The organism is Enterobacter chinensis (assembly GCF_034008295.1).
In the GTDB taxonomy this organism is placed as follows: Bacteria; Pseudomonadota; Gammaproteobacteria; order Enterobacterales; family Enterobacteriaceae; genus Enterobacter; species Enterobacter chinensis.
On the sequence record NZ_JARDVI010000004.1, the window covers coordinates 430,293 to 450,290 of the forward strand.

Sequence of the window (19,998 nt, forward strand, 5' to 3'; positions counted from 1 at the left end):
TGAGAAAAACAGAGATGGAACAAGCGCATACCCGGTTAATCGCTCAACTGAATGAACGGATCGCCGCGCCCGATAACACGCCGCTATACCTGAAGTTTGCCGAAACGGTAAAAAACGCGGTGCGCAGCGGGGTGTTGGAGCACGGGAATATTTTGCCCGGCGAGCGCGATCTGAGTCAGTTAACCGGCGTGTCGCGTATCACCGTGCGTAAAGCGATGCAGGCGCTGGAGGAAGAGGGTGTGGTGACGCGTGCCCGCGGCTATGGCACGCAAATCAATAACATCTTCGAGTATTCGCTGAAAGAGGCGCGCGGTTTTTCCCAGCAGGTGGTGCTGCGCGGTCAAAAGCCGAACACGCTGTGGGTTAACAAGCGGGTGGTGAAGTGTCCGGAAGAGGTGGCGAATCACCTTTCAATTCCTCCGGAGAGCGAGGTGTTCCTGCTAAAGCGTATTCGCTACGTGGACGAGGACGCCGTCTCGATTGAGGAGTCCTGGGTGCCGGTCGGGTTAATTCCCGATCCGGATGCGATAGGCATTTCGCTCTACGATTACTTCCGCAGCCAGAATATCTTCCCGCAGCGTACCCGCTCGCGCGTCAGCGCCCGCATGCCGGACAGCGAGTTTCAGGCGCACATTAAGATGGATGAAAAAATACCGGTGCTGGTGATCAAGCAGGTCGCGCTCGATCAGCAACACCGGCCGATTGAGTACAGCATCAGCTACTGTCGCAGCGATCTATACGTCTTTGTGTGCGAGGAGTAATGCCTCGCGAGTGGGGGCGCAATCACCGCCACGGTGGCTGACTACCCAGGCGGCCACCGCATTGCCGAGTTGCACCGCGTCTGCCAGCGACCATCCCGCCGCCAGCCCGGCAAGCGTGCCACCCGCATGGCTGTCGCCTGCGCCAATGGTGTCCACGACCGTAGCCGGGAATGCCGGAATAACGCCCGACGCGTCGCCGTCATACCAGGTTGCACCGTCTTTATCATGCCGCACAATCAGCGCGGCGCCGTAGCGCTGCTGCCACTGTGCTCCTAACGTTTCGACCTCCACGCCAAGCCGTTCAGCGGCAAGTTGCGCCTCCTGACGATTAAGCGAGACAATTGGCCTGCAGGCCATAATCCGCGCCATCAGCGCGTCGGGGATATCCGCGATGCGAGGGCCGAAATCGATAAACGCCGTCACGTCCCGCAACCCTTCCAGCCAGCCCGTCAGCAGCTCGCCGCACGGCGAGGCCAGCTGGTAGCCGGACAAATAGACCAGGCTGTTTTGCGGAACATGAAGCGCATCAAGCCAGCGCTGCTGCCACTGGTTTTCCACCCCGCTAAAGGACATAAAGGTGCGCTCGCCGTCAGGCTCCACCAGCGCCAGACACCAGCCGTTATCGCCGGTCTCGGCTTCCACCGCGCTGTGCAGATCCTGCTTTGCCATCGCGTTACGGATAATATCCGCCCACACGCCGTGGCCGACGGGCAGCGCGTTTTGCGCGGCGATCCCGAGCCGTTTCAGGGCGATGGCAATGTTCAGCGCGCAGCCGCCAATATTCACGCCCTGCTGTTTTAACTCGATGTCACACCCGCGCCAGGGCAGGGCGTAGGCGTCGGCGATGACGTCGATCACCGCCGCGCCCAGTACCGTCACCGGGCGCGTGGCGTGCAGGGTTTCGAGACGTTGGGCAAATGAGTTCATGCGCCCTCCCTTTGCTCCCGGTAGTGCAGGAGTTTTTCGCAGTAATGGCCGAAATCGAGCTTGTTAACGGTATCGAGCTCGGCTTTGAGCGCCGGGTCAATGGCCTGCACGCCGTGGAGCGCCCCGCAGATGGCCGTCGCCATTGCGCCAATGGTGTCGGTGTCCCCGCCCAGGTTGGCGCATAACACCGCGCAGCGGTTCGGGTCGGTTCCCGCCAGTTCAACCATTGCGATGGCCGCCGGAACGGACTCAATGGTGCTGGTTCCCGCGCCAATAAGCTGATAAATCTGCTCGCTGGCGGAGTCGATACCGTTGGCTTCACGCACGGTCTTAAGCGCCAGCTCAATACGTGCCGCCAGCGATGCGCTGAAGGTGGTGGTTTTCGCTTCCTGCGCGTAGCGGGCGATGCCCGGCAGGGCATCGACGATGTTCTGCCAGCTTTCCCCGTCGATAGCGCGTGAAATCGCCCAGGCAATCACTACCGCGCCGGCAATCGCGAGGTCCGATTTATGGGTAGGGCTGGAGGCCAGCGCCACCTGCGCCACAAAGTGCTCCAGCCGCGTCGCCGGAAGCAGACAGCCCAACGGGGAGGCACGCATCGCCGCCCCGTTGGTCACACCGTTGTTTTCCAGCTCGCTGACCGGTTTCCCGTCACGAATCGCGTTAAGCGCTATTTTTGACGTCGGGCCGAGCACGTTCTTGTTAAAGGCGTCGAAATCGAGCGCCCAGCGCAGAATATGTTTGCCGATAACATCCGCGTTAATTTCCCCCTCGCACTCAATAATCGCATCCGCCAGGCACAGCGCCATTGAGGTATCGTCGGTGAACTCTGCCTGCCTGAAATAGCAGGCCGCATTATTCTCAGCCGGCCCGGGTAAGAAGCGGTCGATCCAGCCGAAGTGCGCTTTAACGCGCTTTCTCGGCCACAGCTCCGACGGCATGCCCATCGCATCCCCTAACGCCTGCCCGTAAAGGGCACCGAGAACACGTTCTTGTTTCATTTAACTTCCCCTTGTGTCAGCGCAGCATCGCCATCAACCACTTCAATTGCAGTGATCTCTTTGTCCGATTCGCGGAAAAACAGCATAAACAGCACGGCAATCACGGCAATCATGATCCCGCCGAATGCCCACATTCCGGCCCAGTTGAAGGTCAACCCATTCACCGGCTCTTTGTATGCGAACATTTTTTCCATCATTACGCCGCCGAGGCGGTAGCCCAGCAGGCTACCAAACCCCTGACAGCACAGCGTAATCAGGCCTTGCGCGGCGGTGCGCATGTGCACCGGCGCTTTTTTATCCACGTAGATATACGCGGTTACGTAGTAGAAGTCGTAGCTCACGCCATGCAGCAGAATCCCGAGGAACAGCAGAGCGTAGGTGAAGTACTGCTCCGCACCACCGTAAACAAAGAAACCGTAGCGGATAGCGGCGGTGATCAACCCCAGCAGTAAGACCTTCTTAATACCAAAGCGTTTGGTGAAGAACGGCAGCGCCAGCATAAAGAAGATTTCAGAGAACTGGCCGAGCGTCATCCAGCCGGTGGCATTTTTCATCCCCACTTCGGTGAGATAGCCGTTGGCGAAGATGTAATAGAAGGCCAGCGGCATGGCGAACAGAAACGAGCAGAAGAAGAACACCAGAAAGTTTTTGTCACGCAGCAGGATCAGCGCATCCAGACCCAGCATCACTTTAACATCCAGCTTGCCGGTACTTTTCGGCGGCGTGTTCGGCAGGAACAGGGCAAATACGCCGAGCAGGGCAGAGCTGGCGGCCGTCATCAGCAGCGGAATATTGGTATCGGAAATATCGCTATAGCCCAGCATCTGCGGCAGGAAGCCGCACGCCAGCCCGGAGGCGATCCAGCCGATAGTGCCCATCACGCGGATGCGCGGGAAATCGGCCTCGACGTCGTCCACGTTCGCGAAGGCAATACTGTTGGTCAGCGCGATAGTGGGCATATAGGTCAGGGAGTAAACCAGCAGCAGCGGGAAGAAGGTGCTGAACTGGGTTTGCTGCGCGGCGAAGTACATCAGAATCGCGCCGGCAAACATCAGTACCGCCAGCACTTTTTGCGCGGCAAAGAAGCGGTCCGTCAGCGAGCCGACAAGAATAGGTGAGAGGATTGCGGCAATCGCGGTACAGGCATAAGACCAGCCGATTTCCCCGGCGGTAAACCCGCTTTTGCTCAGCCACAGCCACAGCGGCACGAACCAGGCTCCCCAGATAAACCATTCAACAAACATCATGAATGACAGTTGGACTTTCGTTTTCATTTTTTAATCCTGCATGTCAGATAGGGTACGCCTTTAACATACCACTTAGTAATACCTTTTAAATACCTTTGTGGCGATTGTTTGATCAATGTAACAGTTTTGTTGTACACGAATCGAGCCAGCAGATTGTGCTGAAAAAAAATACAAATGGTGGAAAATCTGTTAAGTCGGTACCAGGCTTAGTCTGCCCATAAAGAATGGGACTGGATAAACACACACCGACACGACGTCGGACTTACGGGAGTATCACATGACTGATATTGCGCAGTTGCTTGGCAAAGACGCCGACAGCCTTTTACAGCATCGTTGTATGACCATTCCAGCTGACCAGCTGTATCTGCCTGGTCACGACTACGTTGACCGCGTGATGATTGATAACAACCGTCCGCCTGCGGTCCTGCGAAACATGCAGACGCTCTACAACACCGGGCGGCTCGGCGGAACAGGGTATCTCTCTATTCTGCCGGTAGACCAGGGCGTTGAGCACTCGGCAGGGGCGTCTTTCGCGGCGAATCCACTCTATTTTGATCCGAAGAACATTGTTGAACTGGCGATTGAAGCGGGCTGTAACTGCGTGGCATCCACCTACGGCGTGCTGGCGTCCGTCTCGCGTCGCTACGCCCACCGCATTCCGTTCCTCGTGAAGCTGAACCACAACGAAACCCTCAGCTATCCCACCGAATATGACCAGACCCTCTACGCCAGCGTCGAGCAGGCGTTCAATATGGGCGCGGTGGCGGTCGGGGCGACGATTTACTTCGGTTCTGAACAGTCTCGCCGTCAGATTGAAGAGATCTCTGCGGCGTTTGAGCGCGCGCACGAGCTGGGCATGGTGACCGTGCTGTGGGCGTACCTGCGCAACAATGCGTTCAAAAAAGACGGCGTGGATTACCACGTGTCGGCAGACCTTACCGGGCAGGCGAACCATCTGGCGGCCACCATCGGCGCGGATATTGTGAAGCAGAAAATGGCCGAGAATAACGGCGGCTATAAAGCGGTGAACTTTGGTTACACCGATGACCGCGTTTACAGCAAGCTGACCAGCGATAACCCGATCGACCTCGTACGCTACCAGCTGGCGAACTGTTATATGGGCCGTGCCGGGCTGATTAACTCCGGCGGGGCAGCGGGCGGTGACACTGACCTGTCAGATGCGGTGCGTACGGCGGTTATCAACAAACGCGCGGGCGGCATGGGGCTGATCCTAGGCCGTAAGGCGTTTAAGAAAACGATGGCCGACGGCGTGAAGCTGATCAATGCGGTTCAGGACGTCTATCTGGATAGCAAAGTAACGATTGCCTAACCTGAGGGCGAAACGTAGGCCGGGTAAGGCGTAGCCGCCACCCGGCAATACATTCAGCGCAAAAGCATACAGTCCGGCGGCAGCCGACACTGCAGCGCGCCGGGCAATACCTCAATGCGGAACTGCGTCCCGCTCAGCGGTTCCCCGTCGAGGTTAAACGTCATCCCGTGCGGGGCATTTACTTCAAACCATGCCGATTTCCCGGCAATGATATTTGGACTCTCTTCAGGCTGCGTCAGCGTGGTAAACAGCGCGGGCAGCAGGCCGTCGCCCGTGAAAATACGCAGCTGTAGCTGACCGTCATTAATCAGCGCCTCCGGGCACAGCTGCTGCCCACCGCCTGCCTGACGGCCATTGCCAATGCCAATCACCAGCGCGTCACCCTGCCACTGAAAATCCTCGCCGCGAATTTCGCAGCGGTCAGGCTTGAGAGTATCCATGCGCATCAGACCGTGGATCAGATATGACACGCCGCCCAGCGCCGCCTTCAGTTTTTCGGGCGTTTCGCTGGTAATGCGCGTGCCGAACCCGCCGGTTGCCATATTGATAAAGCAGGTTTTGTCATTCACCTGAGCAATATCCACGGCGGTGGCTTTGCCGAGGATCGCCAGCTGGAGCGCTTTCTCTAACTCCTCAGGGATCCCGGCGCTGGTGGCAAAATCATTAGCGGTGCCGAGCGGTAAAATACCCATTACCGGCCGGTCTGCCGTGGGCAGGTCGATAAGCGCTGAGGCGATCTCATTGATGGTGCCATCCCCGCCGCCGGAAATGATGGTCTCGACGCCTAACGTTATGCCTTCCTCGATATAGCGGGCGGCATCACCTTTTTCCCAGGTTACCCGTACGTGGATGCGAGCGCCGTCGTCACGCAAACCCTGAATTGCCTGGCGCAACAGATCGTTGCCTGCACTTTTGCCATTGAGAATCAATAAACTGTCTGGATAGGTTGCCATCCGCGCTGCTCCCTTTTTTAGCGTTAGTAAGAGTGTATAGCAGAGAGGAAAAAAGCGGGTAAGAACAGGATGAAAGGGAAAAAATAGGCACGAAAGCGCGTTATAATTCAGCGATGAGATTCATGTAATCACAAAAAAGCGATGATAAATAAAATTCTGGTAAGCGCATGCCTGATGGGCTTCAAAGTCCGCTATAACGGTAGTGAAAAATCCCGAATGAACGAGCAACTCGCTCGCTGGCAACAGGAACAACGTCTGGTTATCCACTGCCCTGAACTTGCTGCCGGGCTGCCTGTACCGCGTCCCCCGGCAGAGATTATCTCTGCTGACGGTCAAGACGTCATGCACGGGCAAGCCAGAGTAATTGAAAATACAGGGCAGGATGTGACTGAGCAATACCAGCTTGCAGCGTGGCTCGCGCTGCGTACCGCTCAGGAATCAGGCTGTAGCGCCGCGTTGTTAACTGATGGCAGCCCAACATGTGGCAGCGTGGTGATTTATGACGGTTCTTTTAGCGGTATACGCAAGACGGGTATGGGGGTTGCGGCATCACTACTCTCAGAGCATGGGATAGCGGTGTTTTCAGAGAAGCAAATCGACGAGCTTATTGCCTGGATTGAAGAACGAGAAGGCAAAAAATAAGCCCGCGTAAGGGAGATTACGCAGGCTAAGGAGGTGGTTCCTGGTACAGCTAGCATTTATGGGTTATGTTTTTCAGCGGGGGGATAATACCCTTATTGAACGAAGCGGTATGTGATCCGATTCTAAGAATTATCCCAGTGTGAAAAAATTTCCCTGATTGACTATTTGCCGTGTGGATTACGCGTGCTTTCACCGTTGAAATTACGCATCAGCAGCGCGAACTTCAGCTCCACCTCTTCCGGAACCGGCAGCCAGACGGTATGGCCGTCACCCGGCGCCACCTCAATCATTTCGCCTTTGCCGTTTTCCAGATGCTCCAGCGTAAAGTTCATGTTGCCCTGCGGGGTCATCAGCTCCAGGCTGTCGCCTTTGGTGAATTTGTTTTTAACTGCTACGGCCGCGAGCGCGCCTTTGCGCTCGCCGGTGAAGTCACCGACAAACTGCTGGCGCTCAGAGACGGAGTAGCCGTGCTCATAGTTCTGGTAGTCGTCATGGGTATGACGGCGCAGGAAGCCTTCGGTATAGCCGCGGTGCGCCAGGCCTTCCAGGGTTTCAAGCAGGCTGGTATCGAACGGTTTACCCGCTGCCGCATCGTCGATGGCTTTGCGGTACACCTGCGCGGTACGCGCGCAGTAGTAATAGGATTTGGTACGGCCTTCGATTTTCAGTGAGTGCACGCCCATCTGGGTCAGACGCTCGACGTGGGCGATGGCGCGCAGATCTTTCGAGTTCATGATGTAAGTGCCGTGCTCGTCTTCAAAGGCGGTCATGTACTCGCCTGGACGTTTGGCTTCTTCAATCATAAACACGCTGTCGGTTGGCGCGCCAATGCCCAGCGTAGGCTCAACGTTGGTCACCGGGATCGGCTCGTGCTTGTGCACAATGTTGCCGATGTCATCCTCTTTGCCTTCCTGGACGTTATATTCCCAGCGGCAGGCGTTGGTACAGGTGCCCTGGTTCGGGTCGCGCTTGTTGATATACCCGGAGAGCAGGCAGCGGCCAGAGTAGGCCATGCACAGCGCGCCGTGAACGAAGATTTCGATTTCCATATCCGGCACCTGGGTGCGGATCTCTTCGATCTCTTCCAGCGAAAGCTCACGAGACAGAATGACGCGGGTCAGCCCCATCTGCTTCCAGAACTTCACTGTCGCCCAGTTGACGGCGTTAGCCTGTACGGAGAGGTGAATATCCATCTCCGGGAAGTTCTCCCGAACCAGCATGATTAAACCCGGGTCCGACATGATCAGCGCGTCCGGTCCCATATCCACCACCGGCTTCAGGTCACGGATGAACGTCTTCAGCTTGGCGTTGTGCGGCGCGATGTTGACCACCACGTAGAATTTTTTACCCAGAGCATGCGCTTCGTTGATGCCGAGCTGCAGGTTCTCGTGGTTGAATTCATTATTGCGCACGCGCAGCGAGTAGCGAGGCTGGCCCGCGTAGACAGCATCGGCACCATAGGCGAAAGCGTAACGCATATTTTGCAGCGTTCCCGCCGGGGAAAGGAGTTCCGGTTTAAACATGTTTGTTCTCGTTCTGATGACAGGTCAGATCCGCGTGCACCTGGTGCAGCGGTAAGGGGAGATCCCCCACTTTAAGGGCGGGCATTGTAGCGCTGCGGGGCGGGGAGGTAAAGCGCCGGGTCGCGTCACCGCTCTCCCGGCGCGCGTCGTGCTGTCAGGTATTGTCTTTTACCGTCTGGACAGAACCGTTGGTTTTGACCGAGGCGATACCCTTATCACGCGATTGTTCCGTCGCATAAAGCTGGCTGCTGCCAATCACCTGATGATTGCCCGCCTTCAGATTAAAATGGAACTTACCGTTAGAAGCCGTTTTCTTTTCATAGCGCTCGTCCAGAGGGCTGTTCGTGCGTACGGAAGCAATGCCGTTTTCAGCAGCACTTTTGCTGGTGTAAAGCTCGCTGGTAAGGATTGTCTCTCCGTTTCCAGCTTTCAGCACAAACCTGAACTGACCATCACTGCTTTTACTTAATTCGAACCAACCAGACATAGGAACTCCTTGAGCGAAAGTAAAATTATCAGCACCAGTTATAAGTAAGCGAACCGGTAAAAAGAGTATGGTTGATTCCTGGATGGATTCCAGAAAAGAAAAACCCGCCAGAGGCGGGTTTCAGAGGTGAAACGTCACACTATCCTGCACGCATCCGCTTCCCATCGATACCCCACGCCATACACCGCGCGAATAAATGACTGCTCGGCATCCAGCGCTTCCAGCTTGCGGCGCAGATTTTTGATATGGCTGTCGATGGTGCGGTCGGTCACGACGCGGTAATCGTCATACAGGCGGTTGAGCAACTGCTCACGCGAGAACACTTTCCCCGGCTCGTGGGAGAGGGTTTTAAGCAGGCGAAACTCGGCGGGAGTGAGATCCAGCAGCTTGCTGCGCCAGCTTGCCTGGAAACGGCTTTCATCGACGATCAGCGGGCTCTCCGCGTCCAGTACCTGAAGCTCGCGCTGCGGTTTACAGCGGCGCAGAATGGTTTTCACGCGGGCGACCACCTCACGCGGGCTGTAAGGTTTGCAGATGTAATCATCTGCGCCAATTTCGAGCCCCAGCAGGCGGTCAATCTCTTCGATTTTGGCGGTGACCATGACAATCGGCACGTCGGAGAAGCGACGAATTTCCCGGCACAGGGTCAGGCCATCGGTACCGGGCAGCATCAGATCCAGCAGGATCAGGTCCGGCGGCGTCTGGCGCACGTAGGGCAGCACCTGGTCGCCGTGGCTTATCAGTGACGGGGCATAGCTGGCCGCGCGTAAATAGTCGATCAATAGCTGTCCAAGCTTAGGTTCGTCTTCGACAATCAAAATGCGCGGTGTGTTTTCGTCAATCGGTAACTCGGTCATACTTCTCTCGATAAATCCCGTTCCAGAGGTAACTCTACTGTAATGCTAACCCCGCCAAAAGGCGAATGGGCGGCGCGGAGGGTGCCATTATGCGCCTCGACGATGTTAACGCAAATCGCCAGCCCTAGCCCTGAACCGCCGCTGGCGCGGTTGCGGGAGCCTTCGGTACGGTAAAAACGTTCAAACAGTTTTTCCAGCTGCGCATCCTGCACGCCGGGGGCGGAATCCGCGAAGGTGAGGGCAAAGCGTCCGTTTTCCTGTTTGCCGGAGATGTGCAGCGCGCCGCCGCTGTCGGTATAGCGCAGGCTGTTTTCCAGCAGATTATTGAAAAGCTGCATCAGACGGTCTTTGTCGCCAAACACCACCGCGCTGTCCGGCAGGGAGAGATCAATTTTCAGGTTGCGGCTGGCGAAGCGCTCGCGGAAGGCGCCGCTGGCGACCTCAAGCACGTTAATCACGTCGATGGGCGCCTTCTGGTAAGCCAGCGCGCCTTCATCTGACATAGAGAGCTGGTGGAGATCGTCCACCAGCTTGGTGAGCGTGCCCACTTCCGCCTGCAGGGAAGCCACCGATTCGGGCGTAAACTGGCGCACGCCGTCCTGAATGGCCTCCAGCTCGCCGCGCAGCACCGCCAGCGGCGTGCGCAGCTCGTGGGAGATATCGGCCATAAAGTCGCGGCGCATCTGCTGGTTCTTCTCCAGCGTGCTGGCGAGCTGGTTAAAGTCCTGCGCCAGCTTGCCCAGTTCGTCCTGGCTGCGGGTATCGACGCGGGTGGTGAAATCCCCGGCGGCCAGCTTGTGCGTGCCTTCCACCAGCCGTTTTACCGGCGCGAGCAGACCGCGTGCCAGCGGGAAGGTGGCGAGCGCGGCGAGCAGGGTGGAGAGGGCGACAATCAGCCAGCTTGTCCGGCGCTGCTGGCGGTCAAAGTTGATGTCGGTGTTGCGCGTCAGGCGCTCCACCGGGGAGGCGATAACCCAGCCGACGGTCGCGTTGTTGACTTTGATCGCGCGGCGGGTGCCGTCCGGCGGTATCGGCGCGCGCGGGCCAACCAGCGTGCGCATGTCCTGGTCGATCACCCAGAACTGGGTGCGCCAGCCGTGCGGCGGCATACCCGGTCCTGGACGATCGTCACCGGTATCGTGCTCAAGCGAGCGCAGGATCTGGAAAATGAACCGGTCATTGTTGCGCAGAAAACGCCAGTTGCCATGCTGGGCGTACTGTTCACCCAGCGCATCGCTCAGCCCCTGCAGGCGCTGCTCATTGCCGTGCTTGATGTAATCAATAAAACCACGCTCAAAGCTGACCCGCACCGCCCAGTGCATGGTAACCAGCAGAACGATACAGGTGGCAAATATCGCTACAAAGAGCTTGCCGGTAATGCCCGGACGCCAGAATTTCATGATCCACTCCTTTTGCCGCGCCTAATCACGACGTTCTTGCTGGTATCATCCGGCACTCTGGCGAAGATGAAAGCGGGCAGGGCGATGATGACCGCCATGCTGATATAGGTATATAAAAAGACCTGATGCGCCACCGGCGTGTCGACGCTGAGGTGGTGCTGACCGTACATGCCGAGCAGCAGGCCGGCAATCGTGACGCCCACGCTCATGGAGAGCTGCATAACCATCGACAGCAGGCTGTTGCCGCTGCTCGCCAGTTCATCCGGCAGGTCTTTCAGCGTCAGGGTATTCATCGATGAGAAGCGCATGGAGTTGACAATCCCCTGGCAGAACAGCACCAGCGGCAGGATGTAGTACCAGCCCATCAGCGCCACGGCCATAAACAGCAGGCTGACCAGCGCCAGCCCCAGCGTGGCGGTCACCAGCACGTGTCGATAGCCAAAGCGGTTGACGACCTGCACTACAATGCGCTTCATTCCCATGCTGCCCAATACCATCGGGATCATCATCAGGCCCGCGTGGAACGGCGAAAAACCCATGCCAATTTGCAGAAACACGGGCGTCATAAACGGCAGCATACCGCTGCCGACGCGTCCGGCGAAGCTGCCGAACAGGCCGAGACGGTAGGTGGGGTTGTTAAACAAACTCAGGCTGAACAGCGCCTTGTCGTTTCCTCTGGCGTGCCAGAGGTACCACAAAATGGCGGCGAGGCCGAGGGCGACCAGGATACCCAGCGTCAGGGACGAAATCCCCAGCCCTTTTTGCCCGTCGAGCGCGAGGGTGAGCGTTGCCATCCCCGCCGCCAGCAGGATAAAGCCAAAGAGATCGAAGCGACGCGTCTGCATTTTGTAGTTTGGCATCAGGGTCAGCGTGGCAATCGCGCCGATGATGCCCACCGGCAGGTTAATTAAGAAAATCCAGTGCCAGGAGGCGTACTCCACCAGCACCCCGCCCAGCGCCGGGCCCAGCAGCGGCCCCACCTGGCCGGGCAGGGTCACAAAGGTCATCGCCGCCATGTACTGCTCGCGCGGGACAATCTTCATTACCGTTAACCGCCCGACGGGCACCATCATCGCCCCGCCAACGCCCTGCAGCACGCGCGCCATCACCAGCTGGTCGAGGGTATTGGCCTGGGCGCAAAACAGCGAGCCGGTGGTAAACAGCACGATGGCGGTGAAGAAGATGTTACGCACGCCGACCTTGTCGGCCAGCCAGCCGCTGGCAGGTAGCATCACGGCCACGGTCAGCACGTAGGAGACAATCACCATGTGCATATGCAGCGGGCTCTCCCCCAGGCTTTTCGCCATCGAGGGGAGGGCGGTGTTAACGATGGTCGTATCCAGCGACTGCATAAAAAAGCCGAAGGCGACTATCCATAATTGCCAGCGAACGTTGCTGGGAAGCTCAGTCATTTACCCGGTCACCGTGGTTCTGTTTTTACGCGAAAAGCGCAGCCGCAGGCGGTCAAAGAACAGATAGATCACCGGCGTGGTGTAAAGCGTCAGCAGCTGGCTCATCACCAGGCCGCCGACAATGGTGATCCCCAGCGGCTGGCGCAGCTCAGAGCCGTCACCGCCCGAAATCACCAGCGGCAGCGCGCCAAACAGCGCCGCCAGGGTGGTCATCATGATCGGACGAAAACGCAGCAGGCAGGCCTGGAAGATCGCCTCTTCCGGCGACAGGTTGCCGTTGCGCTGGGCGTCCAGCGCGAAGTCGACCATCATGATGGCGTTTTTCTTCACAATGCCGATCAATAGCATGATCCCGATAAGCGCGATAAGGCTGAACGGCGCGCCGAACAGCTCCAGCGCCAGCAGTGCCCCCACGCCCGCCGACGGCAGCGTCGAGAGGATGGTCAGCGGGTGCACGTAGCTCTCATACAGGATGCCAAGCACAATATAGACCGTGGCAATGGCGGCCAGAATCAAAATCACCTGCGAGTTCATCGTCTCCTGGAACACCTGCGCGGTGCCGGCAAAGCTGCCGCGCACGGTGGACGGTACGCCAAGCTGCGTCATCGCTCGGTTGATTGCGTCGCTGGCCTCCGAAAGTGACGAACCGGCGGGCAGGTTGAAGGAGATGGTCGACGCCGCCGACAGCCCCTGATGGTTCACCGACAGCGGCGCGTTGGCCGGCCGCCAGCTGGCAAAGTAAGAGAGCGGTATCGCCTTGCCGTCGCTGTTGATCACAAACATTTTGTCCAGGGCGCTGATGTCCTGGGTATAGCGCGGATCAACCTCCATCACCACCTTATACTGGTTCATCGGCTGATAAATGGTGGAAATCTCGCGCTGGCCGAAGGCGTTGTTCAGCAGGCTGTTGGCGGCTTCAACGTTAATGCCCAGCCGCGACATGGTTTCGCGGTCGTACGTCAGAGCCATTTCGGCGCCGTTGTCCTGCTGATCGGAGTTCACGTCCGCCAGCTCCGGCAGGGCGGCCAGCGCCTTGCGGATCTTCGGTTCCCACTCGCGCAGGGCGGCTAAATCATCAGAAAGCAGCGTGTACTGGTAGCTGGCGTTCGCCTGTCGCCCGCCGACGCGGATATCCTGAACGGCCATCAAAAACAGATTGGCGCCCGGCTCTTTGGCGAGCTTCACCCGCAGGCGGTCAATCACCTGCTGCGCCGTTTCGTTGCGCTCGCCGCGCGGTTTCAGGGTAATAAACATCATGCCGCTGTTAACGCGTGACCCGCCGGTAAAGCCGGTCACGTTATCCACGGCTTTGTCTTCACGAATGATCTTCATAAAGTCCTGCAGCTTGCCGCGCATCGCCTGGAAGGAAATGCTCTGGTCCGCCTGAATGCCGCCCATCAGGACGCCGGTATCCTGCTCCGGGAAGAAGGTTTTCGGGATGGTAATATACATCCAGACGTTGAGCACGATGGTGCCGATAAGTACCAGGCCGACAAGCCGGGTATGGTTCAGCACCCACTTCAGCGATTTTCCGTAACCCTCCTGCATTGCCATCAGGAAACGACCAAAGCCTTTACGGCGCGGCTGCGAGTGCGGCTTGCTGCGCTTGAGCATCCAGCCGCACATCATCGGCGTGAGCGTTAAGGAAATAACCAGCGAAATGCCGATGGCGACGGACAGCGTGACGGCAAATTCCCGCAGCAGCCTGCCCGGCAGTCCGCCCATCAGCAGCAGCGGCAGGAACACCGCCACCAGCGACAGGCTCATGGAGAGCACCGTAAAGCCCACCTCGCGCGTGCCCTGAAGCGCGGCCTGCAGCGGCTTCACACCCGCTTCCAGGTGGCGGGAAATGTTTTCCAGCACCACGATGGCATCATCCACCACGAAGCCCGTCGCAATCGTCAGGGCCATCAGCGACAGGTTGTTGAGGCTAAACCCGCACAGATACATGGCGGCAAAGGTACCGATTAGCGATACAGGCACGGCCACCGCCGGAATAAGCGTCGCGCGGCCGGATCGCAGAAACAGGAAGACCACCAGGATCACCAGCGCGACGGAGATAATCAGCGTTTGCTCCACCTCTTCAAGCGAGGCCCGAATGGTCGGGGAGCGATCCTGGGCAATTTGCAGATCGATCGCAGCCGGAATGGTCTGCTGCAGCTCCGGGAGGCGGGCGCGAATGCTGTTCACCGTCTCGATAATGTTGGCTTCCGGCAGCTTGCGGATCATCAGCAAAATCGCCGGCTTGGCGTTGGTCATCCCGGCGTTACGCACGTCCTGCACCGAGTCGGTGACGCTGGCAACGTCGCTTAAGCGCACCGCCGCGCCGTTGTTGTAGTGAATGATGAGCGGCTGATATTCCGCTGCAGTTTTTAGCTCGTCGTTGGTGTGGATTTGCCAGCGATGGCTGTTGTCCTCAATCGCCCCCTGCGGTTTGCGCACGTTGGCATTGCTAATGGCGGAGCGCACATCATCCAGCGACACGCCCTGGTTGAACAGCGCCTGGGGGTTTAACCCCACGCGCACGGCGGGCAGGGAGCTCCCGCCAACGCTCACGTCACCGACGCCGTTAATTTGTGAGATGGTCTGCGCCAGCTGGGTCGATGCAAAGTCGTACAGTTGACCCTGCGAGTAGGTGTCCGAGGTCAGCGTCAGGATCATGATCGGCGCATCGGACGGGTTGGCCTTGCGATAGGTCGGGCGGCTCGGCATGCCGCTCGGCAGCAGGCTTTGCGCGGCGTTGATGGCGGCCTGCACGTCCCGCGCCGCGCCGTTAATATCCCGGTCGAAGCTGAACTCCAGAATGATGCGCGTGCTGCCGAGCGAGCTGCTGGAGGTCATCTCGTTGACCCCCGCAATCCGCCCGAGCGAACGCTCCAGCGGCGTGGCAACGGACGAGGCCATGGTTTCCGGTGACGCACCCGGCAGCGAGGCGCTGACCATGATCACCGGGAAATCCACCTGCGGCAGGGGCGCTACCGGCAGCAGCCGGAAGCCCAGCACGCCGCAGAGGGTAATGGCGAGCGAGATTAAAATCGTCGCCACAGGGCGATAAATGAAGAGGGCGAAAAACTTCACTTATGCCTCCTCTTCACGTTTTGGGAAACGGCTTTTGGCCCACAGCGCCAGGCGGTCAAACAGCAGATAAATCACCGGCGTGGTGAACAGCGTCAGCACCTGGCTCACCAGCAGACCGCCGACCATGCCGATACCCAGCGGACGACGCAGCTCCGCGCCGACGCCCATGCTGAGCATCAGCGGCAGCGCGCCCAGCAGGGCCGCCAGCGTGGTCATCAGGATCGGACGAAAACGCAGCAGGCAGGCCTGGAAGATGGCATCGCGCGGCGACATGCCCTGCTCGCGCTCGGCGGCCAGGGCGAAGTCGATCATCATGATGGCGTTTTTCTTCACGATCCCGATAAGCAGGATGATGCCGATAATGGCAATCACGTCCAGCTCGCTGCCCGCCAGCATTAACGCCAGCAGCGCCCCCACGCCCGCCGTCGGCAGGGTGGAAAGGATAGTGATCGGGTGGATAAAGCTTTCGTACAGTACGCCGAGCACGATGTACATCGCGACCACGGCAGCGACAATCAGCCAGATGGTGTTGCCCAGCGCGGCCTGAAACGCCAGCGTGCTGCCCTGAAACTGGGTCTGAATATCGGACGGGAAGCTTACCGCTTTTTCAGCCGCCTGAATGGCCTCCACCGCTTCGCCGAGAGAATAATTGTCCGGCACGTTGAAGGAGATGGTGGTGGACGGGAACTGATCCAGATGGTTAATCGACAGCGGGGTATAACGCTCTTCCACCGTCGCGATGGCGCTCAGCGGCACAATACCGCCGTCTTTGCTGGTCAGGCGCACCGAGTCCAACCCCGCCAGGCCGGGCGTGTTCTCGGTATTGTGCTCCAGCACCACGCGATACTGGTTCGCCTGGGTGTAGATGGTGGAGATTAAACGCTGCCCGAACGCGTTATACAGAGCGTTATCCACGTCCGCCATGGTAATGCCAAGACGGCTGGCGGCGTCGCGGTTGACGTTCACATACGCCGCCAGCCCTTTGTCCTGCCAGTCGCTGCTGACGTCGGAGAGCTGCGGCAGGGTTTTGAGCTTATCCACCAGCTGCGGTACCCAGGTGCTGAGTGCATCAAGCGACGTGGCCTGCAGCGTGAACTGATATTGCGTGCGGCTGACCTGGGTATCAATGGTCAAATCCTGAATCGGCTGCAGGTAAAGCTCAACGCCCGGCACGCGCGCGACGGCGCTTTGCAGACGTTCAATCACGGCGTTGACGCGATCGTCGCGCTCATCCAGCGACTTGAGGTTAATCTGCAGACGCGCGCTGTTCAGCGACGGGTTGGTGCCATCCACACCCACGTAGGAGGTCAGGCTTTCCACCGCCGGATCTTTCATTATTATCTCAGATACCTGCTGCTGGCGCTGCGCCATATTGGCGAAGGAGACCGACTGCGGGGCCTGAAGCGTGCCCTGAATAATGCCGTTGTCCTGGATCGGGAAGAAGCCTTTCGGGATAAAAATCCACAGCATGACGCTGAGTGCCAGCGTGCCGAGCGCCACGCCGAGCGTCGCCCACGGGTGGTTGAGGACTTTCGCCAGCACCCGGCCATACGCCGCAATAATGCGTTCGAACATTCTCTCGGAGGCACGGGAGAAACGGTTTTGCTTGCGCAGGGATTCATGGCTCAGCATGCGGGCGCACATCATCGGCGTCAGGGTCAGTGATACCACGGCGGAGATCAAAATGGCGACGGCCAGCGTCACGGCAAACTCGCGGAACAGACGCCCGACGATATCACCCATAAACAGCAGCGGGATCAGTACCGCAATCAGCGAGAAGGTCAGCGAGATAATGGTAAAGCCGATCTCGCCAGCGCCTTTCAGCGCAGCCGCCAGCGGTTTTTCGCCTTTCTCGATATAGCGCGAGATGTTCTCAATAACGACGATGGCATCATCCACCACGAACCCGGTGGCGATGGTGAGCGCCATCAGCGTCAGGTTGTTGATCGAGAAATCGAGGAACACCATCACGGCAAACGTCCCCACCAGCGAGAGCGGTACGGCGACGGCGGGAATAATGGTTGCCGGAACGTTGCGCAGGAACAGGTAAATGATCATGACCACCAGCGCAATCGCCAGCATCAGCTCAAACTGGGTGTCGGTGACCGACGCGCGAATGTTAGTGGTGCGGTCGGAAAGCACCTTCACGCTGACCGATTTCGGCAGGCTTTCAATCAGCTGCGGCAGCATGCTGCGAATGCTGTCGGCGGTTTCGATAATGTTGGCGCCCGGCTGGCGCTGCACGTTCATCACGATCGCCTGCTGTTTGTTGGCCCAGGCCCCCAGCCAGCTGTTTTCCGCGCCTTGCTCTACGGTCGCCACATCGCCCAGACGCACCGGGGCACCGTTCTGGTACGCAATAATCAGCTGACGGTATTCATCGGCGGACTGCATCTGGTCGTTGGCGGAGAGTGTGACCGCGCGGGTTGGGCCGTCCAGCGAACCTTTCGCCGAGTTGACGTTGGCATTGCTGATGGCGCTGCGGATGGTTTCGCTGGTCAGACCCAGCGCGGCAATCGCCTGCGCGTTAAGCTTGACGCGAACGGCGGGGCGTTGTCCGCCCGCCAGCGTGACGAGCCCGACGCCGGAGACCTGAGAAATCTTCTGCGCCACGCGCGTTTCGACCATGTCTTCGACCTGGGTCATCGGCATGGCGGAGGAGGTGACGGCAAGCGTCATGATCGGCGGATCCGCCGGGTTCACTTTGCTGTAGACCGGCGGGTTAGGCAGGTCTGACGGCAGCAGGTTGGTGGCGGCGTTAATCGCGGCCTGAACTTCCTGCTCGGCGACATCCAGCGACAGCGTAAGCTGGAACTGCAGCGTCACGACGGATGCCCCGCCGGAACTCTGGGAGGACATCTGTTTTAGCCCCGACATCTGGCCGAACTGGCGCTCCAGCGGGGCGGTGATGGCGGACGTCACCACATCCGGGCTGGCGCCGGGATAGAGCGTTACCACCTGAATGGTTGGATAATCTACCTCAGGCAGCGCCGATACGGGCAGGAAGCGATAGCCGATAATCCCGGCGAGCAGGATCGCCACCATCAGCAGCGTGGTGGCGACAGGGCGGAGAATAAACAGGCGTGACGGCCCACCTGTAGAGCCTGGCGGCAGCACCTGCATCAGGAGGTCGCTCCCTGTTTCGCCGGTTCCACCACTTCTACTTTGGCCCCTTCGGTCAGACGGTCAATGCCGTCGGTGACCACGCGGTCGCCTGCGGAAAGGCCTGCGGCGATCACCACCGTCTGGCTGTCCTGAATCCCGGTTTTCACCAGATGCTTGCTGACTTTATTGTCGCTGTTCAGCACCCAGACGAAGTTGCCTTCGTTACCCATCTGCAGCGCGGCGGTGGGGATCACCACCGCGTTTTCTTCGGTAGCGACCAGCATTCGCGCGTTGACGAACTGGTTCGGGAACAGGGCATCGTCCTGGTTATTAAAGCGCGCTTTCAGCTTGATGGTGCCGGTGGTGGTGTCGATCTGGTTATCCAGACTGAGCAAGGAACCTTCGCTCAGTTTCTGCTTGTTGGTGCGGTCCCAGGCTTCCACCACCAGACCTTTAGCGGCTTTTTGCGCCTGTACCACCGTTGCAATGTCGCTTTCCGGCAGGGTAAAGACTAAATCAATCGGGTGGGTCTGGGTGATCACCACGATGCCCGTGGTATCACCGCTCGAGATCTGGTTGCCGATATCGACCTGCTTCAGGCCGACGCGCCCGTCAATCGGCGCGGTGATGCGGCTCCAGTCCAGCTGCAGCTGGGCGCTGGCCACGGCGGCTTCGTCAGCTTTGATGGTGCCCTGCGTTTCGCTGACCAGCGACTGTTGGGTGTCCAGCTCCTGACGAGAAACGAGGTTGGTTTTCACCAGCTGCTGGTAGCGCGCTAAATCGCGCCGGGCATTGGCGAGCGTGGCTTTGTCTTTCGCTAGCTGTCCCTGCGCCTGGGCGAGGGCGACCTTAAACTGGCTGGGGTCGATTTCTGCCAGCAGATCGCCCGCTTTGACCTGCTGACCTTCCTGGAAGTGAATAGCCATCAGCTGGCCGTCAACGCGGCTGCGCACCGTCACGGTGTTGGCGGCGGTAATGGTTCCGAGACCGGTGAGGTAGCGAGGAACGGCTTTATTGACCGCCGTCGCCGCCTGGACCGGCGCCAGCGCGCCGCCACGCATACCGTGACGCCCACCGCCTGCCGGGCGCTGTGGCTGGCCGGTGGCACCGGCGGGTGCTGCGGAATTCGCGGATTGACTGTGCCAGTACCAGGCGGCGGCAAGGACCACCACAATGATGCCAGCGGCGATTGCCCAGCGGGATTTATGATTGCCTTTCATCGTTATACGTTCTCATCCTGAATACTTCGGGGAATGATACTAGTTTAGTCAGGCA

Annotated in this window: 15 protein-coding genes; 3 read left to right on the forward strand and 12 right to left on the reverse strand. The window is 58.9% G+C overall.

Annotated features, from left to right (window positions below):
- The first annotated feature begins 14 nt into the window (after positions 1-14).
- Complete coding sequence (locus tag PYW49_RS14700) at positions 15-761, forward strand: GntR family transcriptional regulator (RefSeq protein WP_025760289.1); 747 nt, start codon at positions 15-17, stop codon at positions 759-761.
- On the opposite strand, the gene PYW49_RS14705 is transcribed toward PYW49_RS14700, so the two are convergent.
- From PYW49_RS14705 to PYW49_RS14715, 3 genes are read right to left on the reverse strand one after another with little or no spacing between them, the layout of a single operon-like run.
- Entirely contained in the window at positions 735-1,688 is a 954-nt protein-coding gene (locus tag PYW49_RS14705) for a PfkB family carbohydrate kinase (protein WP_320386819.1), read from the reverse strand. The two genes, PYW49_RS14700 and PYW49_RS14705, sit on opposite strands and share 27 nt — an antisense overlap.
- Positions 1,685-2,689 carry an ADP-ribosylglycohydrolase family protein gene (locus PYW49_RS14710; RefSeq protein WP_320386820.1) on the reverse strand — a complete coding sequence of 335 codons (1,005 nt, stop codon included), beginning with the start codon at positions 2,687-2,689 and terminating at the stop codon, positions 1,685-1,687. Before PYW49_RS14710 ends, PYW49_RS14705 begins: the two co-directional genes overlap by 4 nt.
- Positions 2,686-3,963 carry a nucleoside permease gene (locus tag PYW49_RS14715; protein ID WP_134347899.1) on the reverse strand — a complete coding sequence of 426 codons (1,278 nt, stop codon included), beginning with the start codon at positions 3,961-3,963 and terminating at the stop codon, positions 2,686-2,688. The genes PYW49_RS14710 and PYW49_RS14715 overlap by 4 nt, the downstream gene beginning before the upstream one ends.
- A gap of 250 nt (positions 3,964-4,213) precedes the next feature.
- On the opposite strand from PYW49_RS14715, the gene fbaB reads away from it, so the two are divergent.
- Positions 4,214-5,266 carry a class I fructose-bisphosphate aldolase gene (fbaB, locus tag PYW49_RS14720; RefSeq protein ID WP_047346516.1) on the forward strand — a complete coding sequence of 351 codons (1,053 nt, stop codon included), beginning with the start codon at positions 4,214-4,216 and terminating at the stop codon, positions 5,264-5,266.
- A gap of 53 nt (positions 5,267-5,319) precedes the next feature.
- On the opposite strand, the gene yegS is transcribed toward fbaB, so the two are convergent.
- Positions 5,320-6,219: a lipid kinase YegS gene (yegS, locus tag PYW49_RS14725; protein WP_320386821.1), complete on the reverse strand. Its 900-nt coding sequence runs from the start codon at positions 6,217-6,219 to the stop codon at positions 5,320-5,322.
- A gap of 141 nt (positions 6,220-6,360) precedes the next feature.
- Between yegS and PYW49_RS14730 the strand changes: the two genes are divergently transcribed.
- Complete coding sequence (locus tag PYW49_RS14730; RefSeq protein ID WP_320386822.1) at positions 6,361-6,861, forward strand: DUF523 domain-containing protein; 501 nt, start codon at positions 6,361-6,363, stop codon at positions 6,859-6,861.
- Positions 6,862-7,022: 161 nt separating this feature from the next.
- Here PYW49_RS14730 and trhP read toward each other — a convergent pair whose 3' ends face one another.
- The 8 genes from trhP to PYW49_RS14770 all read right to left on the reverse strand — a co-directional run bounded on the left by trhP (position 7,023) and on the right by PYW49_RS14770 (position 19,943).
- Positions 7,023-8,384, reverse strand: a complete 1,362-nt coding sequence (gene trhP, locus PYW49_RS14735) for a prephenate-dependent tRNA uridine(34) hydroxylase TrhP (protein ID WP_024908121.1) — start codon at positions 8,382-8,384, stop codon at positions 7,023-7,025.
- Positions 8,385-8,538: 154 nt separating this feature from the next.
- Entirely contained in the window at positions 8,539-8,871 is a 333-nt protein-coding gene (locus tag PYW49_RS14740) for a YegP family protein (RefSeq protein ID WP_320386823.1), read from the reverse strand.
- 134 nt (positions 8,872-9,005) lie between these two features.
- Positions 9,006-9,728 carry an envelope stress response regulator BaeR gene (gene baeR / locus PYW49_RS14745; RefSeq protein ID WP_047346507.1) on the reverse strand — a complete coding sequence of 241 codons (723 nt, stop codon included), beginning with the start codon at positions 9,726-9,728 and terminating at the stop codon, positions 9,006-9,008.
- On the reverse strand, positions 9,725-11,128 hold the full coding sequence (gene baeS / locus PYW49_RS14750; RefSeq protein WP_134347904.1) for an envelope stress sensor histidine kinase BaeS: 1,404 nt from the start codon (positions 11,126-11,128) through the stop codon (positions 9,725-9,727). The genes baeR and baeS overlap by 4 nt, the downstream gene beginning before the upstream one ends.
- Positions 11,125-12,540 (reverse strand): MFS transporter, encoded by a 1,416-nt coding sequence (gene mdtD, locus PYW49_RS14755; protein ID WP_320386824.1) that lies wholly within the window; start codon positions 12,538-12,540, stop codon positions 11,125-11,127. Before mdtD ends, baeS begins: the two co-directional genes overlap by 4 nt.
- Positions 12,541-15,618, reverse strand: a complete 3,078-nt coding sequence (gene mdtC / locus PYW49_RS14760; RefSeq protein WP_320386825.1) for a multidrug efflux RND transporter permease subunit MdtC — start codon at positions 15,616-15,618, stop codon at positions 12,541-12,543. It lies immediately after the preceding gene.
- Positions 15,619-18,741 carry an MdtB/MuxB family multidrug efflux RND transporter permease subunit gene (locus PYW49_RS14765; RefSeq protein ID WP_320386826.1) on the reverse strand — a complete coding sequence of 1,041 codons (3,123 nt, stop codon included), beginning with the start codon at positions 18,739-18,741 and terminating at the stop codon, positions 15,619-15,621. It lies immediately after the preceding gene.
- Complete coding sequence (locus tag PYW49_RS14770) at positions 18,741-19,943, reverse strand: MdtA/MuxA family multidrug efflux RND transporter periplasmic adaptor subunit (protein WP_320386827.1); 1,203 nt, start codon at positions 19,941-19,943, stop codon at positions 18,741-18,743. The genes PYW49_RS14765 and PYW49_RS14770 overlap by 1 nt, the downstream gene beginning before the upstream one ends.
- Positions 19,944-19,998: the final 55 nt, after the last annotated feature.

What these genes read in the sequence shown, in the direction of transcription:
- PYW49_RS14700 (WP_025760289.1), top strand. Translation starts at nt 15, where the DNA reads ATGGAACAAGCGCATACCCGGTTAATCGCTCAACTGAATGAACGGATC.
- PYW49_RS14705 (WP_320386819.1), bottom strand. Translation starts at nt 1,688, where the DNA reads ATGAACTCATTTGCCCAACGTCTCGAAACCCTGCACGCCACGCGCCCG.
- PYW49_RS14710 (WP_320386820.1), bottom strand. Translation starts at nt 2,689, where the DNA reads ATGAAACAAGAACGTGTTCTCGGTGCCCTTTACGGGCAGGCGTTAGGG.
- PYW49_RS14715 (WP_134347899.1), bottom strand. Translation starts at nt 3,963, where the DNA reads ATGAAAACGAAAGTCCAACTGTCATTCATGATGTTTGTTGAATGGTTT.
- fbaB (WP_047346516.1), top strand. Translation starts at nt 4,214, where the DNA reads ATGACTGATATTGCGCAGTTGCTTGGCAAAGACGCCGACAGCCTTTTA.
- yegS (WP_320386821.1), bottom strand. Translation starts at nt 6,219, where the DNA reads ATGGCAACCTATCCAGACAGTTTATTGATTCTCAATGGCAAAAGTGCA.
- PYW49_RS14730 (WP_320386822.1), top strand. Translation starts at nt 6,361, where the DNA reads ATGATAAATAAAATTCTGGTAAGCGCATGCCTGATGGGCTTCAAAGTC.
- trhP (WP_024908121.1), bottom strand. Translation starts at nt 8,384, where the DNA reads ATGTTTAAACCGGAACTCCTTTCCCCGGCGGGAACGCTGCAAAATATG.
- PYW49_RS14740 (WP_320386823.1), bottom strand. Translation starts at nt 8,871, where the DNA reads ATGTCTGGTTGGTTCGAATTAAGTAAAAGCAGTGATGGTCAGTTCAGG.
- baeR (WP_047346507.1), bottom strand. Translation starts at nt 9,728, where the DNA reads ATGACCGAGTTACCGATTGACGAAAACACACCGCGCATTTTGATTGTC.
- baeS (WP_134347904.1), bottom strand. Translation starts at nt 11,128, where the DNA reads ATGAAATTCTGGCGTCCGGGCATTACCGGCAAGCTCTTTGTAGCGATA.
- mdtD (WP_320386824.1), bottom strand. Translation starts at nt 12,540, where the DNA reads ATGACTGAGCTTCCCAGCAACGTTCGCTGGCAATTATGGATAGTCGCC.
- PYW49_RS14765 (WP_320386826.1), bottom strand. Translation starts at nt 18,741, where the DNA reads ATGCAGGTGCTGCCGCCAGGCTCTACAGGTGGGCCGTCACGCCTGTTT.
- PYW49_RS14770 (WP_320386827.1), bottom strand. Translation starts at nt 19,943, where the DNA reads ATGAAAGGCAATCATAAATCCCGCTGGGCAATCGCCGCTGGCATCATT.